The following is a 16,073-nucleotide window of genomic DNA, read 5'->3' as shown; positions in this document are numbered from 1 at the left end:
AATCATTAGAAAATCTTTACATCTGTTTAAGTTCTAACACACTGTTCTCAGGCGGATTTTGGGATCAATCCCAGGGGATCACAGTAAAATCTTGTAATTGATATTACAACTCTCCCCAGGGTGGGGTGTTAACCTCGTAAGAGTAACAATGCCCTTTTAAGATAAGTGACCTCCTCGACCATGCCCCAACTCTTTGATCCCGTCCCCAGCGATCGCGGCGATCGCATCCTGTGTTGCTATGTCAACGCCACCAATAAAATGCAAATTGCCCGGATTACGAATATTCCCAACTGGTACTTTGAGCGCGTCGTCTTTCCAGGGCAGCGACTGGTCTTTGAAACCCCCAGAGATGCTCAATTAGAAATCCATTCGGGGATGATGGCCAGCGCGATTTTGTCTGATACCATTTCCTGCGAACGTCTTTTGCTCCAGGAGGGCGATAACAATTTTTTTCCCAATGATCCCCACGTCCAGCAACGCCTCGAAGAAATTAATGAGGGGATACCAGTGCAGGATGATGTCGTTGCAATGACCCCTGAACAAGTGTCTTAACTCCCTGATCAACATTGGAACGCTATGATCAATGCTGAGTTAATTCCTAGTCAATACATTCACTCCTAAACCAATAAAAGAGGTTCTATGGCGGTTAGTCTCGATGACGTTCTCCAGCAGTTGCAGTGGCGTTATGCCACCAAAAAATTTGATGCTTCAAAGAAAATTCCAGAATCGACCTGGCGAGTACTAGAGCAAAGCCTGGTATTGGCTCCCTCGTCCTTTGGTTTACAGCCCTGGAAATTCTTTGTGGTCACTGACCCAGAACTTCGCCAAGAACTGGTCAATCATTCCTGGGGACAAAAACAAGTGGTGGATGCCTCCCATTTAGTGGTGTTGGCCATCAAAAAGGGAATTAATACCGAGGACGTAGATCGATACTTGGCCCGCCAAGCGGCCGTTCACCAAGTCCCCATAGAGAATCTGCAAAAGTATGGCGATGTGGTCAAAGGGTTTTTAGAGAAGCCGCCCTACCCCCTAGACATGGATGACTGGTCAACCCGTCAGGTGTACTTGGCTTTGGGTCAATTAATGACGGCCGCAGCGATGCTAGGCATTGATACCTGTCCCATGGAAGGGTTTAATCCGGCAAAATACGACGAGCTTTTAGGGTTGCCTACCCAGGGGTATAAGTCTGTTGTGGTCTGTACCTTGGGCTATCGGGCTGACGATGATAAGTATGCGTCCCTACCCAAAGTGCGCTATGAAACCGAGGAGGTTATTAGCTATCTCTAGGGAGAACGAACATTATGCTTTAGGCAGGAATTTGCGATGATTCATAGGGCTGAATAAGAATCTCCGCTGGAATCCCTAATTCTTGGTTCAACTTCCGAATCATCTCCAAAGTCAATGGACGTTGACGAGATAAAACCTCAGACAACCTAGCTCGACTACCTAGACATAAGGGCACCTCGAAAAATTGCTCGATCTGCTAAAAATAGAGGCTGAAACCATTGAAATCTCGTTTGCGATCGCCCCAAATTTTGAATTAATCGAGGTATCCCCTAGCATAAGCTTTGGTAGCGCATCCCTGGTTCTGAGCTGACGAGGCCCATGAGTTCAAGCTGCAATAAACCACTGGAGACGGCAGCGGCAGACAGGTGAGTTTCCTGGACGATTAAATCAAAGGCGACGGCGGGCTGGTTAGTATTTAAGGATAGGCGGGCGATCGCTTCCAGAAGGCAATTGAGTTCCGCCGGTAAGGGAGGACGTTCCTGGCGGGGTGGCGGGTCCATGGTTGGTGTTTGGCCCAATAGCTCGAGCAAATGTCCTGCTCCCAAAATGATTTGCGCCCCTCGGTTGACCAAGCCCAAGCAACCCATCGCCCGTGGATTATCCAAACTGCCCGGCAACACATACACATCTCGCCCGTACTCAGCGGCAATTCTAGCGGTAATTAAGGAGCCGGATTTACTAGGGGCTTCCATAATTAAGGTTGCTCGGCATAACCCAGCAATAATCCGATTGCGGCGGGGAAAGTTGGGGCGATCGGCGGGGGTTCCTGCGACATATTCACTGACAATGACCCCGTTGCGGCAAATTTCTCCATAGAGATGACGATTTTGAGGGGGATAAATTAGATCAATCCCCGTCCCTAATACGGCCATGGTGCGCCCGCCCCCTTCCAGGCAACCTCTGTGGGCCTCTGTATCAATCCCAGCGGCTAAACCGGAAACGACTAAAAATCCATGCTCTCCTAGGGTGCGAGCCAATTTGCGGGTCCAACGTTTGGCGTAGTCCGAAGGCTCCCTTGTGCCCACGATCGCCACGGCCGTGATTTGCCCCTGATTTTCCCCTGGGTTAATGTCACCGGAATAGTAGAGGAAGGGCGGCGGATCGGGAATTTCCCCCAATAGCCGTGGGTATAGGGGATCGGCGGGTGTCCAGAAATAGGGATTTTTAGCGCAGTGGGTTTGATAGTTTTCGGCAATATTTGTGGTTTGTTGTTGCTGGCAAATCATATCTAGGAGTTTTGGACCCACCCCATCAACCTGGGCTAATTCACCGAGGGGGGCCTGCCATGCCTGGCTAAGGGATCCGAAAAATTGCCAAATCCGTTTGAGTAAGACCGGCCCCACCCCCGGAATTTGGGCCCATGCCAACCAGTAGGCTGATTCTTGTTCCACTACCTGCATCCCCACTGCTACTAGCTGTATCCTGTATCCTTTGTTGAAGCAAATCAGGTACACTTTGAGCTTATACGGCCCTCTTTGATTCCCGCTCAAGGGAGATGGGATAGCTTGTACTAACTCGTACCAGATAGTACTAGATCGTATTAAATATTAAAGATGGGCGATCGCAGCGGAGAACCCCCACCATGGCCCAGAGTCCTAGTCTGAGTTATCCTGGCAAGGATCTGGAAGCTATGTCCTTTGCCGTGAATTACCATCAGTGGATCATGGATGTGTTTAGCCCCTATCTAACTGGGGCGATCGCCGAGGTGGGGGCCGGCAAGGGAAGTATATCCAACCTCCTCCTAGAGAAAAACATTGATCAGCTTGTCGCCTTTGAACCCTCCCAGGAGATGTATCCGGACTTAGCCCAGTCCCTGGCCCCAGATCAACGGGCAAGGGCCGTCAATGATTTCTTTAGTCCCAGCTATGGTCAAGGGATCTTTGATGCGGTGGTTTATATTAACGTCCTTGAGCATATCGAAGATGATCGGACGGAACTGACCCATGCCTGGCAAGCCCTCAAACCCAAGGGATATCTATTGATCTTTGTGCCGGCCCTTGGCTGGTTGTATAGCAGCTTTGATCAGCAGATTGGACATTTTCGCCGTTATACCAAATCAGGATTAATGAACAGGGTCAAAAATGCCGGCTTTTCCATTCTTCAGGCAGACTATTTTGATCTAGTGGGGATTTTACCGTGGTACATCAACTTTGTTTTACTGGGGCGTTCCCTAGGCCAGGGCAGTGTTTCCCTTTACGACAAATTAGTCATTCCGCCGATGCGAGTGATTGAGCAAATCGTTCCCCCTCCCATTGGCAAAAATGTTCTTTTGGTTGGTCAAAAAATTTAAGGGCAAAAATCGGGCAAATAAAAATGGGGGCCGAAACCCCCACTCACCGCCGGAGCAAAAAGAACGCCCTAGGCAAACTGTTTCCATTCATCTTCGAGGGCTTGGACAAGTTGCTGATTCCCTTGATTGCGGGCAACATTGATCCGATGCTCTAAGCTCTTGAGAATGGCGGCCCGGTGCTGATCCATGGCCATGGGCTTGGTAGAGTCAGCTAAAATCCCGGACAGAGAACCCTGGGTTGCTTCCACGGGCACTAGGGAACCATCCGTGTTGTAGGTTACACCCCGCCAGCAAAGAGTATACATCGGCTGATCAATGGATTCGGCTAGTTTTTTGCCCTGCCAAGTCGCGCCCCGATATTTGCCGCTGATTGTGTCGTTAACAAGGGGAAGCTTGACCGAATTGGCCTGATAGGCGACACCACGATAGGTTAGTTTCATAATGAAGTATGGCTCCTGAAAACCAAAAGATTGGGACAATTACTTGAAAAAACGTAATAAATGAGGATGGCATCTCAGACTTTCTGTATTCAATTATACGATTTTCCTCATATGTTTTCAAATCCTGACCGTTTTGTAACAAAAATTTGTATGTAGCAACGCTAACATTCACGATCGCCTTTTAGGGGATAGACAAATTTATGGAGACCATTGCCCAGGATCGGGCCTTGATGCAATTACGGGCTACGTTGCGGCCGGGACAACGGGAATTGGCGGATTGGCTGGGGGGCCCCCTTGCGGTCTCGGCGGTTCCGGGGGCGGGTAAATCCCATGGGATGGCAGTAGCTGCGGCAATTTCCGTGGCTCGGGAGCAGTTAAATCATCATCGCCAATTGGTCGTGGTCACGTTTACGCGATCGGCGGCGGCCAATATCAAGGCACGGATTCGCCAATACCTGAATGACTTGGGGTTGCCTCGCACGGGTTTTACGGTGCAAACGCTCCATGGTTTAGCCTTAAATATTGCCACCAGTCATCCACGCTTGGGTTTGGATTTAACGGTGGTGAGTCTCATTTCTGATTACGACAAAAAACGACTTTACCGCAGTTGTGTGGAGCAATGGGCCCGGCAAAACCCGCATATCCTAGAGGATCTGATTAGGGGGCAACAAGATGACTCTGAGGAAACGGAGGTTCTGCGCCGCCGCACGGCCCTGTTGACGGATATTTTGCCCAAGTTAGCCAATATCGCCGTAGGCACGGCCAAAAGCTCCTATCTCACGCCGGCGGATCTCTATGCCTTGGCGGATCAGGTGGAGGATCCTTACCCAATTCTGGCGATCGCCGCCGATCTCTATCACCGCTATCAAAAGGGTCTGGGGGAACGCCAGTGGATCGACTATGACGAGATGATTCTCAGTGCCTTAAAGCTGTTGGAGCAGGATGATAAACTGCGTAAAGATTGGCAAGAACGGGTCTATGCGGTCTTTGAGGATGAAGCCCAAGATTCCAGCCCTCTGCAAACCCGCCTTTTGGAATTAATTGCCGCCCAGGGCGATCGCCCCGTTAATTTTGTGCGGGTGGGGGATCCCAATCAAGCCATTAACTCCACCTTCACATCGGCGGATCCCCTATTCTTCCGTGAGTTTTGTCAGGACTGTCAAGCCCAGGGTCGCTTCTATGAAATGGCCCAGGCAGGTCGCTGTAGCCCCATTATTATTGAAGCGGCTAACTTTTTAGTCCATTGGGCTAATGGTGCCCAGGTGGCCGGTGGTGAGTTGCCCTTTCGCAGCCAAGATATTCAACCTGTTGCTGCCAATGATCCCCAGCCGGGGGCAAATCCTCCCCCATGGGGACAGGGCCTAGAGCTACATTTTCCCCCGGATATTTTTGCCTCCGTACACCTCGTCCAGCAACGACTGGCAGAACTATTCCAAGCCAATCCCCAGGCCAATGCCGCCATTCTCGTTCGTGAAAATAAACAGGGTCGCTTTATTGCCGATGTCCTGCGCAACCCCCAGGAGTACGGTTGGGATAACTCTTTGGCAACCCAGGGCATTACCATTTTTGACGTGGGGGGGAATGAACGCCGCTCCCATGTCCCGGAGGAGTTATTAACCCTTGTCCAATTTCTACATCGCCCCCATTCCCCTGATTACCTCAAGGCTGCCCTCAAGGTTTTGACGGAACGGCAAAAAATCCAGCCCCAAGACCTGAATCGCCTGGCAAGCCAACCGGAAGTATTTCTCTATCCCACTGCCCTTGACGACCCCGGTAGCGATCGCGAACAGGAGGCCCGCCAAGTCTGCCAGGAATTGCTACAGGCCCGTTTAGCACTGCCCCTATATCCCCTAATTGCCTACTGTGCCAATTATGTCGGCTATAGTCCCACGGAACTGGCCACCGCCGATAGTTTAATTCATCAGTTGGCGATGATGGCCCAGACCCGCCAAACCTGGGCGGTGGTCTTCCCCCTTTGGCAGGACATTGTTAAGAGCAATCAGTTTGAGAATGTGGAACTGGAAGAAACCGATAGCCGCTATACTCGCTCTGGCCAGGTGACGATTATTACCATGCACAAGGCCAAGGGCCTGGATTGGGACGCAGTGTTTTTACCCTTTCTCCATGCCCAAACCATTCCTGGCAGTCTCTGGGTTCCGGCCACGGCTCAGTTTTTAGGAGAGGTCAATTTAGCGGATGTGGCCCGGGCCCAAATTCGCGCGAGGGCCAGCCATCACCCCATTCCCGATTTGAACACCGCTTGGCAGCAGGCTAAGGAACTGAAAATTGCCGAGGACTATCGCTTGCTCTACGTGGCCATGACCCGGGCAAAACGGTTACTCTGGCTCTCGGCGGCCCACAAGGCCCCCTTCTCCTGGGCTGGCTTTGATTGGCATCGCCATTATGACCTGAGCGATCGCCCCCCCTGTCCCTTTCTACTTTCCCTGGGCGATCGCTTTTTTGCCGCCACACCCTAAACCCTGGGCCGATCATTCTCGGCTGCGATACTTGACACAACAAGTTTATTTGAAATATCTTTATCCTGGATCACTTTTTCGGTAAAGGTTTGTTTAAGAACCTGCGGAAATCCCCCCGGAACACCAGAGATCAACCCCAGGATAAGGATTCAATTTTATGGCGGTACGCATTGGTATTAATGGATTTGGCCGCATTGGTCGCCTGGCCCTACGGGCAGCATCCACCTGGCCCGAGCTAGAGTTTACCCACATTAATGAACTGAAAGGTGGAGCTAAAACCGCTGCCCATCTGTTGGAATTTGACTCGGTACATGGTCGCTGGCACCAAGACATTCAAGCCACGGAGGTTGCGATCGCCCTGAGGGGGACATCCATTAGTTTTTCTGAGTTTGCCAAACCCGAAGAAGTCCCCTGGGTAGACAAGGGCATTGAGATTGTCCTGGAATGTTCTGGTAAATTTCGCACCCCTGAGCAGTTGGCAGGCTACTTTGATCAGGGGGTCAAAAAAGTGATTGTGGCGGCCCCCGTCAAGGAACAGGCCCTCAACATCGTCATGGGAGTCAATGATCACCTCTACAACCAGGATGAACATCACCTGTTAACGGCCGCCTCCTGTACCACCAACTGTTTAGCCCCGGTGGTGAAAGTGATTCACGGTAGTCTCGGCATTCGCCATGGTCTAATTACCACCATCCATGATGCCACCAACACCCAATCCGTTGTGGATGCTCCCCACAAAGACCTGCGCCGGGCCCGCTCTACCCTCACCTCCCTTATTCCCACTACCACTGGCTCTGCCACGGCGATCGCCCTCATTTATCCTGAACTCAAGGGCAAATTAAACGGCTTAGCGGTGCGGGTTCCCCTATTAAATGCCTCCCTGACCGATTGTGTCTTTGAAGTAGAGCGGCCCACCACAGTGGAAGAAGTGAATGGATTCCTAAAGGATGCCGCCGCCGGAGAACTCAAGGGGATTTTGGGCTATGAAGAACGCCCCCTTGTTTCCGTAGACTATTGCAACGATCCCCGCTCTGGAATCGTAGATGCCCTATCAACCATGGTGGTGAATGGTACCCAAGTCAAAATCCTGGCCTGGTATGACAATGAATGGGGTTACGCCAATCGCATGGCCGAATTAGCCCGCAAGGTCGCCCTCAGTTTAGCAGCTTAAAATCTGGCTCCATGGCCACTGCCCTACCCGAGAGAGACCCAACCCTATGTCCGCCAGTACAGCTAATCCCAATAATATCCGCAACTATGCGATCGTGACCCTTGCCTACTGGGGCTTTACGATTACGGATGGGGCCCTACGGATGCTGGTACTCCTATACTTTAACCAGATTGGCTATACCCCCATTCAAATTGCCTTTTTGTTTCTCTTTTACGAGATTTTTGGAGTCGTCACCAACTTTTTGGGGGGCTGGATTGGTTCCCAATTGGGCTTAAATGTCACCCTCTACGCTGGCATTGGCTTGCAGGTTTTTTCCCTGCTCATGCTCTCACCCCTGGAGCAAAGTTGGCCCCTCGCCCTGGCCATTCCCTATGTGATGGTCGCCCAGGCGTTTTCTGGGGTCGCCAAGGATCTCACCAAAATGAGTTCTAAAAGTGCCATCCGCCTAGTCGTCCCCCAGGAGGCCCAATCCAGGTTGTTTCGCTGGGTGGCAATCCTCACGGGATCAAAAAATGCCCTCAAGGGGGTCGGCTTCTTTGTCGGCAGTGTGTTGCTTTCCCTCTTTGGCTTTACCCATGCTCTCTGGATTATGGCTGGGGGATTAATTCTGGTGATGTTAACCGGGCTGATGCTGCCACGGGGCATGGGCAAAATCAAGACTAAGGTCAAGTTTAAGCAGCTTTTTTCCAAGAGCAAAGAAATTAATATTTTATCAGCGGCGCGGTTTTTCCTGTTTGGGGCCCGTGATGTTTGGTTTGTGGTGGGATTACCCGTTTATCTTCAGAGTGTTTTAGATTGGACATTTTATGAAGTAGGGGGCTTTTTAGCCATTTGGGTGATTGGCTATGGCATTGTCCAGTCCTTGGCCCCCACCTTACTGCGTACTGTCAACCATGGCCGCCCTCCCCAGGCTGGAACCATTCGCTTTTGGACGGGTATTTTAACAATTGTGCCGGCGGCGATCGCCCTAGGGTTAATGGCTAACTTTGATGCCAATTTAGTGATTATTTTCGGCCTGCTACTGTTTGGCTTAGTCTTTGCCTTCAATTCTGCGGTGCATTCCTACCTAGTTTTGGCCTATACCGAAGACGATAAAGTTGCCCTAAATGTGGGCTTCTATTACATGGCTAATTCTGGCGGTCGCTTACTGGGAACCATCCTGTCAGGGATTGTCTATCAACTCTTTAGTTTAGTGGGCTGTTTGTGGTTTTCCATGGCCTTGGTTTTAGCCGCCGCATTAATTTCCCTCAAATTACCCAATCCAAAACCTCAGGTTAGCCTACCCTAGTTGATTTTTGGGGCCATAAAAATCAAAGCCCTGCCCACTCCAATAGGCACAGCCTACTGAAGGTAAGTAGGGAGGATTTGGAATGAAACTCAAGTATGAGAAGATATTCTTATATTTATTCTGGTTGAAAAAATGGATCACGTTCCGGATCATGAGCGGTTTATGCGCCGGGCCATTGAACTGAGTGCAAAGGGCGGCCTAGAAGAAAAAACCGGTGGCTGTTTTGGTGCTGTCATCGTTAAGGATGGCGAAATTGTAGGTGAAGGCTATAACCATGTTGTGGCCGAAAATGACCCCACGTGGCACGGGGAAGTCGCCGCAATCCGGGATGCGGCCAAAAAGTTGGGAACCTATCACCTGACGGGTTGTACGTTGTATACCAGTGCCTACCCCTGCCCTATGTGTCTGACGGCGGCCTTCTGGGCCCGCATTGACAAGATGTATTATGGGGCCCGCTGTGAAGATGTACTCCTCTACGGAGCCTTTGAAGATGAAAACTTCTATGAAGAATTAGCCAAGCCTCCAGAACAGCGTGCTTTAGTGCCAGAAACTGAACTACTGCGGGAAGAAGCCGTGGAGGTTTGGAAGAAATTTTCGGAAATTCCGAATCGCGTGCATTACTAATTTCCGCGTGTATAGCAGTAGCCATTTCAATTAGGACAAGGGTTTTAAGCCCCTTCTTGGTTTCAGCCCCCTTGAATGTCCTGAATGTCATGGCGGTTGCTATATTACTAATTTCTTTGAACAAGTAATCATAATTTAAGTTCCAAAATACAGCCACAAAAATAACGAACTCTCATGGCATTGCCAATAAAAATACTCAGGAATGATTTGTTTCTGGGCGTGCCAGTTTTTAATGAATAAAATCTGCCTGTCCAACGGAAAATTTTAATTCTGGTAGTGCCCTTTTGTAAAGGAGAAAAAAATAGCCTGACACTGGCTGACTCTTCCTGCAAAGCCTTCGGGAGTACTTGATTGTCCTCCATCCTTTAGAAAATAGAACTACCGAATTTTTTTTAATTTGACGATGGGACTAAATCATTTAAATATCCGGATAGACCATCAACATCAGGGAATAAAACTAGTCTTCGAACATTAGTTGAATCAAGAAAAGTTTTTAACTCACCCTTAATATCTTTAGGTATTCTAATTTTGGCAACCCAAGCATTAGAACACATTTTACCAATTAAAGCAGAATCATGTCTTATGTCTTGAATCTCTATTTCTTTCTGAATACTGTCTATAGAACATAGACTACCTAGGTTTTCTTCAAAACTATTTCTAATATTCAGAGGCACTAAAAATGCTCCCTGTTGCATTTCCATTCTTTTGTTCATCCAATAAGGCTCAACAAAAATTACTCCTTTAACACTTAACACTCCTAATAGAGCTAGATTGAAAAGTAAATTAATATTTATTCCATTCGCTATTATATCAGAATAAGTTATTTTACCTTCAATTTTTATAGGTATTTTTTTGGGATCAATGGTTGGTGGCTGGTAAAAATCTACAAAAGTTCCAATATTATGATCTTTGTAAAACAAAACATTTTCATTCTTAGAAAGATTATTTCTCAGTTCTCCACCCATTTCATATTGATTAAAAAACCATATACAACCATCATTATCAGGATTAGAGCTTACTGCAAAATATGTAGCAATAAAGATACTCCAAGAAATGTCTAATAATCTAGTAGGAACACCCAAATGTCTGAGGAGTGATAACCAACTTAGAGAATCTTGGTTGTCTGGATTATTATCAAAGTACAAATGCGATCTTCTTTGGGCTTCAATTAAAACTCTATGCTCATATTCATGTAAAAATCCATATTGTTGAAAAATTTTATTTTTATTACGCTCTAAAACTGTTGCTAGTGACCAGTTATAGTTACTTTGACCACGAAAACCATATTTAGGATTATTACGAAGGTAAGGAAAAATAGCAATTAAATCATCCAAGGAATTAATTTTCCATGCTTGAAATTTAGCTCTTGCCCATTCTGGCCCTAAGTATTCCTGTACTCTTGGATCATCTTCAGATAAACATTCAATTCTATCTTCTTTACCAGGTTGTGGATTTGAAAATGATGAAACAATCTTTTCTTTTTTTTCATCTTCAAATAAATAAAATCTCTCTGTCATTACTTAATTTTCCCTTCTATAGCACTCTAAAATCATAATATAGGAATCCGCAGTGATTCATGAGATGGATGAAAGCTGAAACCTTTGCACTATCAGAATATTACTCTCACAAATCAAAGAAGATTACTATATAGACTTTAGGACACAGAGAAATTTAGGTTAACTCAATGGAACTTGACGACTTTATTAGGAGTATAACAAGTCAAATCATTTTAGAGAACCACTGTTCGAGGAAACTGATTTTGTATAATTGTTTTCAAAAATCAATCATAGTAAGTTCCAAAATACAGCAACAAGAATCGTGTAAAAACAGGTTAAAGTCCCCAACCCCACGGCATTAATGAGGCGACGTTGACTACCTGGGGGGGGACTCAGCCACCACTGCATAAAGGATTGGGCCAGAGGCATCATCGGCCAAGCAACCAGATGAACACTCATGGCATTGCCAATAAAAATGCTCAGAGATGAGTTTAACCCCCACGTTTTCAATACTGGACTTAAAAATCGCTGCTGGAGCATCACAATCGGAAAAAGAACCAAAAGTACCAGTAGGGTTTGCTTCCAAACCGGTGGTGGAGTAGATGCACTGGGAAACCAGCCCGCAAATGCACCCTGTACCCGTTGGCGTTGTATTGAAAGAATAAAATTTTCAGCTTCCTGTTGTAGTTCTTCGCGAATCGGGGATCCATACCAGACTTCTAAATCCTGGAGGGTTTCAAACCGCAGCAGGGTGATCCATTCTGGCTTTTGGGAATGAAGGGGTGACTGAAAATAAACCCCACAGTGGCCTGGAAACTGGGATTGCATCATCTGAATCCTGCGAATCCAATCTAGATACTCCCCTTCCCGATCGGGTTGAATAATATTGGTAATTACGTCTGTTACAGAACCATGGACTTGATAGTCTTTGCCTAAACTCGTTGGCTGAACTTTTTGGATAGATCGCTCTGCAAAAAGGGTCTGAGTCTTATTTTGATGTTGCCAGGCGATTAATTGAGCTTCCGTATCAAATGTAAAAATAAGGGCCGTATTTGGAGATTTACTGGGATATTTCGGCAATACTTCGACACTCACAAAGCCCGGTTCTCCCGTTGCCGAGCGAATTAAGTCGGCTTGCCAAACAGCAAACTCTGATTTTTGATCTACTGATGCAGAAATAATAAAGCCTAGGCTAACGGTCATAATAGTTTCGACTCAAGTGTTATAAATAAGGGGGTGCAGTTACGTTTCTTTTATTGATTCCATCAGAAGAAATCTAGAATACTCAAAACTAATATTCTACGGCAATCTGCTCTATATCCATGGCTAACCCCTCCCACCCTGTCAAACTAGGTGCCTGAATGGAAGAGTCTTCGGGCAGTACGTGGGACTTTGCCATGAGTAAATTTGTCATGAGTGAATACGATGGTGTAACAGTGCAATGGTAATTAATTTGTGCACGATTAGCCTAATGTCAGCCTAAGGGGATACCATTAAAGAATCTTTCAAACCAAAACCCTTGGGAGCGATCGCCGAGACCTATAATCATCGGACATCAACAGGATCACCCTTTAAGAGATTATTCTTTTGGGGATAAATGTAACAATTTGTTAAAATTATTTTAAGAAGCTCGATTAGTTGTCCCAGGAGTGCTATGTATCTGAATTTCTCTGCCACTCAAACGGTTGCCCTCGATGTTCCAACCCAGCCCACTCCGATTCAGCACTATTTACGGCAGCCCAAGCGTCTTGTTTACGCCCTCACGGATCCGAGTCGAGTTGAGTTTTTGGGGGAAAATAGCTTTCGCTTAAAAATGCGCCCCTTAAATTTTTTGATGGTCTCCCTTCAGCCCGTGGTGGATTTAGAGGTAAAAACCCGTGCGGATGGTCGGCTGACCCTGCGTTCCCTGGACTGCGAGATTCGCGGTGTAGACTATATTAACCGCCGTTTTCGCTTAGATTTAGCCGGCCATTTGCGTCCCCAGAAAACGGAGCAAGGAATTCGTTTAATTGGTTTGGCGGATCTAAGGGTTGGGGTAGATATGCCCCCCCCCCTCTCCCTGACACCTATGCCTATTTTGGAAGCGACGGGGAATGGTTTGCTGAAAAGTGTTTTGCTCACCATTAAGCAACGACTCATGAATCAACTTATTTTTGACTATAAGTCCTGGGCCCAAGAAGCGGAGGGCATCCCCTTAGAGGATGGGAATTTCCCCATGGCAGAACCCTTGTACCTAGGGAGCTAGGGTTCCATACCGATGCGGCCGGAAGCGACGATTGTATTTACAACCCATAATCGCTGCGACATTCTAGGGCAGGCGATCGCTGCGGCCCAGAATCAAAGTGTTCCCATCAAAATATTAGTCATGGATGATGCCTCCAGTGATGGAACCGAGGCCATGGTGCGGCAAAAATTTCCTGAGGTGGACTATTACCGTTCATCGGCAAATAAAGGCCCCTGCTTTCATCGCAATGAAGGGATTAAGCTGGCAACCACGGAAGTCGTTTTTCCCCTAGATGACGACTCAATCCTCCAGTCTCCCTACACCATTGAGCAAACCCTTGCCGAATTTAGCGATCGCCGCATTGGGGCCGTTGCTATTCCCTACAGTAATATCCTGCAAGATGATATTGTTCACACCAAAGCACCGGATAAGGATCAAATTTATGTAACCCATGCCTTTGTGGCCGCCTCCCATGCCATCCTAAAATCAGCTTTTTTAAGGGTAGGCGGCTATCGAGAATTTTTCTTTTATATGGGCGAAGAGGGGGATCTGTGTATTCGTCTCCTAGAGTCTAAATTGGCTACTCGATTAGGGTGTGCAGATCCCATTCATCACCTCCAACCCCCGGGTCGAATTTCCGTCAGGGCAGATGAGTATGGTCGCCAAAATGACGTTTTATTTTATTACCTGAATGCCCCAGATTCCCACCTCTTGCCCACCGTTATGGGGACGGTCATCAACGGACTAATCTATGGACTCAAGGTCAAACGCCCTGGTAATATGCTTAGGGGAATGGGGCGTGGCTTTAGGATGATGAAAACTGAATCCAAGCATCGTTTACCCGTCAGTCCCGAATGTTTTAATCTATATAGAACCTTAAAAAAATCCGAATGTGTTCCCCTCAGGAATATTGAATCTTATTTTAGCGATTCCCTATGAAATTTCACTGTTTACTACCGGTTCGTGAAGAAGCAGATATTATCGGTCAATGTTTAGACCACATGCTTACCTGGGCTGATGCTATTTATGTCTTTGACACCGGCAGTATTGATCACACCTGGGAGATTGTCCTGGATTTTGCCGATCGCGATCGCCGCGTCATCCCCCTGAAAAAAGACCCCGTATATTATTCAGAAACTCGGCTACGGGGATATATCTTTCACCAGGCTAGGGAAAAAATGGAAGAGGGCGACTGGTTTTTGCGGGTGGATGCCGATGAATTTCATCATATTCCTCCCCCTGAATTTGTGAAAACCTATTTACGCCCAGAGGAGACCATTGTCTACCATCAATATTACGACTTTAAGCTGACAGAAAAAGAAGTCATTGCTTGGGAAAAGGGCGAAGAAACCCTCGGCGATCGCCAGCGACCCATTCAAGACCGCCGCCGCTACTTTATGCCCAGCCTTTATAGTGAACCCCGGCTCTGTCGCTATCGGAGTACGATGAAGTGGTCAATTCATACCTCCTTTCCCTATAATGCTGGTTTTGTCGCAAAGGAACGGCTACCGATTCGCCACTATCCCAACCGAGATCCACGCCAACTGGATCGCCGCTGCCGGTTACGGGCCATTATGATGGCAGATCCGGAAAATCGTAAAAACTGGGGGAATGCCGACGAACATCACTGGTCAACGGCGGACTGGCGTGAATTTGTCACCGCCAATGATGAACCCATGCTCAACTACTGGCAGCCAGGGACAGAGTTGCCCCGCTATCAATTTACCAATCACCTTCAGTCTCCGCCCAAACGATTAGCCCAGCGATTAGTTCATCAATTCATGTTGCCTTTTTTAGATGCCCGTCGTCCTGGGTTTCCAGAGGATACCTATCCCGCTAAAATTTCCGATCAGGTCAATGAAATCCTGGCAAAAGAACTCCAAGAAATTTGAGAGAACACACTAAAATCAATTATTCGGGACTGGACTCAGGGCTAGGTTGACTTAACGTCTCTGCCTGTTCAGCGGTTTGTTGAATTTGATCCTTATATTGGGGTGGAGCTAATGTCACCGCTTGGGCATAGAGGGGGGCCGCATCCTTTGCCTTCCCTTGATTGGTCAGGGTCATGGCTTGGGCGAGGACGGGACGAAAATCATTGGGATTCTCTTTAGCTAAATTTTGAAATAGGGCGAGGGCATCATCAAACTGCTGCTGGTTCAGATAAATGTCCCCTAGCAAAAGTTTCACAGAGGAAATATCCACCGTACCGGGTTGCAATTGGTTCGCCTGATCCGCTTGCTGAAGGGTTTCCTCCACCAGACCAATGGCGGCTTGGGGCCGATCTTGCTCTAAATAGAGGTCTACTAGGCCGCGGAGGGCATTCAGATTTCCCGGTGCTTTTGCTAAGACACGCTGATAGGTTTGGGCTGCCCCCTCGCGATCGCCGGTTTGCTGTTGAGCTTGGCCTAGGAGAACACTGTAATCGGTTTGCTCCGGTTGCAACTCCGCTAGGGTTTGCAGGGGTTGAATCACGCTTTTGATCTCCCGCTGCCCCATTTGAATCAATTGCAAACGGGCCATGACCAAACCCTCTAGGGCCGTCGCATTTTTTGGCTCCCGCTCTAGAACCAATTGATAGCCCTTTTCCTGGGCCTCAAGCTCCGCCGTTTGATTTTGGACTTGTTCAATCGCTGCCGTGTCAACCGGAGTTGCAGTGGACTGATTTGGATTAAAGACCGTACTCAAAAGCGGCACAATGGAGATCGCAACAAAGGGAATCACCCCCACAAAAAGAATGAGAACTGTGATCCATTTCCGTCGCATAGCGGTTACTCCA

14 protein-coding genes and 1 pseudogene are annotated in these 16,073 nt (G+C 47.8%); 10 read left to right on the top strand and 5 right to left on the bottom strand.

The annotated features are described in order from the left end of the window. Positions 1–180: 180 nt before the first annotated feature. A pseudogene (locus L3556_RS12940) lies at positions 181–423 on the top strand (DUF1830 domain-containing protein); the annotation flags it as partial. A gap of 216 nt (positions 424–639) precedes the next feature. Further along, positions 640–1,287: an NAD(P)H-dependent oxidoreductase gene (locus L3556_RS12935; RefSeq protein ID WP_277867753.1), complete on the top strand. Its 648-nt coding sequence runs from the start codon at positions 640–642 to the stop codon at positions 1,285–1,287. A 269-nt stretch (positions 1,288–1,556) separates the two neighbouring features. On the opposite strand, the gene dprA is transcribed toward L3556_RS12935, so the two are convergent. After that, positions 1,557–2,687: a DNA-processing protein DprA gene (dprA, locus tag L3556_RS12930; protein ID WP_277867752.1), complete on the bottom strand. Its 1,131-nt coding sequence runs from the start codon at positions 2,685–2,687 to the stop codon at positions 1,557–1,559. Positions 2,688–2,869: 182 nt separating this feature from the next. On the opposite strand from dprA, the gene L3556_RS12925 reads away from it, so the two are divergent. Beyond that, positions 2,870–3,577, top strand: a complete 708-nt coding sequence (locus L3556_RS12925; RefSeq protein WP_277867751.1) for a class I SAM-dependent methyltransferase — start codon at positions 2,870–2,872, stop codon at positions 3,575–3,577. Positions 3,578–3,645: 68 nt separating this feature from the next. Here L3556_RS12925 and pirA read toward each other — a convergent pair whose 3' ends face one another. Then, positions 3,646–4,017: an arginine synthesis PII-interacting regulator PirA gene (pirA, locus tag L3556_RS12920; RefSeq protein ID WP_277867750.1), complete on the bottom strand. Its 372-nt coding sequence runs from the start codon at positions 4,015–4,017 to the stop codon at positions 3,646–3,648. Positions 4,018–4,217: 200 nt separating this feature from the next. On the opposite strand from pirA, the gene L3556_RS12915 reads away from it, so the two are divergent. The 4 genes from L3556_RS12915 (at position 4,218) to L3556_RS12900 (ending at position 9,577) form a co-directional block, all read left to right on the top strand. Next, on the top strand, positions 4,218–6,494 hold the full coding sequence (locus tag L3556_RS12915; RefSeq protein ID WP_277867749.1) for an ATP-dependent helicase: 2,277 nt from the start codon (positions 4,218–4,220) through the stop codon (positions 6,492–6,494). 157 nt (positions 6,495–6,651) lie between these two features. Then, a complete protein-coding gene (locus L3556_RS12910; RefSeq protein WP_277867748.1) occupies positions 6,652–7,665 on the top strand; it encodes an ArsJ-associated glyceraldehyde-3-phosphate dehydrogenase in 1,014 nt (337 codons plus the stop codon). Positions 7,666–7,711: 46 nt separating this feature from the next. Further along, positions 7,712–8,953, top strand: coding sequence for an organoarsenical effux MFS transporter ArsJ (gene arsJ / locus L3556_RS12905; protein WP_277867747.1), 1,242 nt, complete (start codon positions 7,712–7,714; stop codon positions 8,951–8,953). 132 nt (positions 8,954–9,085) lie between these two features. Then, on the top strand, positions 9,086–9,577 hold the full coding sequence (locus L3556_RS12900; protein ID WP_277867746.1) for a nucleoside deaminase: 492 nt from the start codon (positions 9,086–9,088) through the stop codon (positions 9,575–9,577). Positions 9,578–9,969: 392 nt separating this feature from the next. Here L3556_RS12900 and L3556_RS12895 read toward each other — a convergent pair whose 3' ends face one another. Beyond that, positions 9,970–11,094 carry an FRG domain-containing protein gene (locus tag L3556_RS12895; protein ID WP_277867745.1) on the bottom strand — a complete coding sequence of 375 codons (1,125 nt, stop codon included), beginning with the start codon at positions 11,092–11,094 and terminating at the stop codon, positions 9,970–9,972. Between the two features lie 267 nt (positions 11,095–11,361). Next, positions 11,362–12,276 carry a putative antibiotic biosynthesis monooxygenase gene (locus L3556_RS12890; RefSeq protein WP_277867744.1) on the bottom strand — a complete coding sequence of 305 codons (915 nt, stop codon included), beginning with the start codon at positions 12,274–12,276 and terminating at the stop codon, positions 11,362–11,364. Between the two features lie 451 nt (positions 12,277–12,727). On the opposite strand from L3556_RS12890, the gene L3556_RS12885 reads away from it, so the two are divergent. Genes L3556_RS12885 through L3556_RS12875 form a run of 3 tightly spaced genes read left to right on the top strand, consistent with a single transcriptional unit; the run spans position 12,728 to position 15,189 of the window. Continuing rightward, on the top strand, positions 12,728–13,318 hold the full coding sequence (locus tag L3556_RS12885; protein ID WP_277867743.1) for a DUF1997 domain-containing protein: 591 nt from the start codon (positions 12,728–12,730) through the stop codon (positions 13,316–13,318). A gap of 12 nt (positions 13,319–13,330) precedes the next feature. Further along, positions 13,331–14,236, top strand: coding sequence for a glycosyltransferase family 2 protein (locus L3556_RS12880; protein ID WP_277867742.1), 906 nt, complete (start codon positions 13,331–13,333; stop codon positions 14,234–14,236). Continuing rightward, positions 14,233–15,189, top strand: a complete 957-nt coding sequence (locus L3556_RS12875; RefSeq protein ID WP_277867741.1) for a glycosyltransferase family 2 protein — start codon at positions 14,233–14,235, stop codon at positions 15,187–15,189. The genes L3556_RS12880 and L3556_RS12875 overlap by 4 nt, the downstream gene beginning before the upstream one ends. 19 nt (positions 15,190–15,208) lie before the next feature. Here the strand turns inward: L3556_RS12875 and L3556_RS12870 are convergent, their stop codons facing one another. Further along, a complete protein-coding gene (locus tag L3556_RS12870) occupies positions 15,209–16,060 on the bottom strand; it encodes a tetratricopeptide repeat protein (RefSeq protein ID WP_277867740.1) in 852 nt (283 codons plus the stop codon). Positions 16,061–16,073 lie beyond the last annotated feature (13 nt).

Origin of the sequence: Candidatus Synechococcus calcipolaris G9 (assembly GCF_029582805.1) — a bacterium.
GTDB classification, from domain to species: domain Bacteria; phylum Cyanobacteriota; class Cyanobacteriia; order Thermosynechococcales; family Thermosynechococcaceae; genus Synechococcus_F; species Synechococcus_F calcipolaris.
This window is presented reverse-complemented; position numbering and strand designations above follow the sequence as displayed.

What these genes read in the sequence shown, in the direction of transcription:
- L3556_RS12895 (WP_277867745.1), bottom strand. Translation starts at nt 11,094, where the DNA reads ATGACAGAGAGATTTTATTTATTTGAAGATGAAAAAAAAGAAAAGATT.
- L3556_RS12885 (WP_277867743.1), top strand. Translation starts at nt 12,728, where the DNA reads ATGTATCTGAATTTCTCTGCCACTCAAACGGTTGCCCTCGATGTTCCA.
- pirA (WP_277867750.1), bottom strand. Translation starts at nt 4,017, where the DNA reads ATGAAACTAACCTATCGTGGTGTCGCCTATCAGGCCAATTCGGTCAAG.
- dprA (WP_277867752.1), bottom strand. Translation starts at nt 2,687, where the DNA reads ATGCAGGTAGTGGAACAAGAATCAGCCTACTGGTTGGCATGGGCCCAA.
- L3556_RS12890 (WP_277867744.1), bottom strand. Translation starts at nt 12,276, where the DNA reads ATGACCGTTAGCCTAGGCTTTATTATTTCTGCATCAGTAGATCAAAAA.
- L3556_RS12900 (WP_277867746.1), top strand. Translation starts at nt 9,086, where the DNA reads ATGGATCACGTTCCGGATCATGAGCGGTTTATGCGCCGGGCCATTGAA.
- L3556_RS12875 (WP_277867741.1), top strand. Translation starts at nt 14,233, where the DNA reads ATGAAATTTCACTGTTTACTACCGGTTCGTGAAGAAGCAGATATTATC.
- L3556_RS12870 (WP_277867740.1), bottom strand. Translation starts at nt 16,060, where the DNA reads ATGCGACGGAAATGGATCACAGTTCTCATTCTTTTTGTGGGGGTGATT.
- L3556_RS12880 (WP_277867742.1), top strand. Translation starts at nt 13,331, where the DNA reads ATGCGGCCGGAAGCGACGATTGTATTTACAACCCATAATCGCTGCGAC.
- L3556_RS12935 (WP_277867753.1), top strand. Translation starts at nt 640, where the DNA reads ATGGCGGTTAGTCTCGATGACGTTCTCCAGCAGTTGCAGTGGCGTTAT.
- L3556_RS12910 (WP_277867748.1), top strand. Translation starts at nt 6,652, where the DNA reads ATGGCGGTACGCATTGGTATTAATGGATTTGGCCGCATTGGTCGCCTG.
- L3556_RS12925 (WP_277867751.1), top strand. Translation starts at nt 2,870, where the DNA reads ATGGCCCAGAGTCCTAGTCTGAGTTATCCTGGCAAGGATCTGGAAGCT.
- arsJ (WP_277867747.1), top strand. Translation starts at nt 7,712, where the DNA reads ATGTCCGCCAGTACAGCTAATCCCAATAATATCCGCAACTATGCGATC.
- L3556_RS12915 (WP_277867749.1), top strand. Translation starts at nt 4,218, where the DNA reads ATGGAGACCATTGCCCAGGATCGGGCCTTGATGCAATTACGGGCTACG.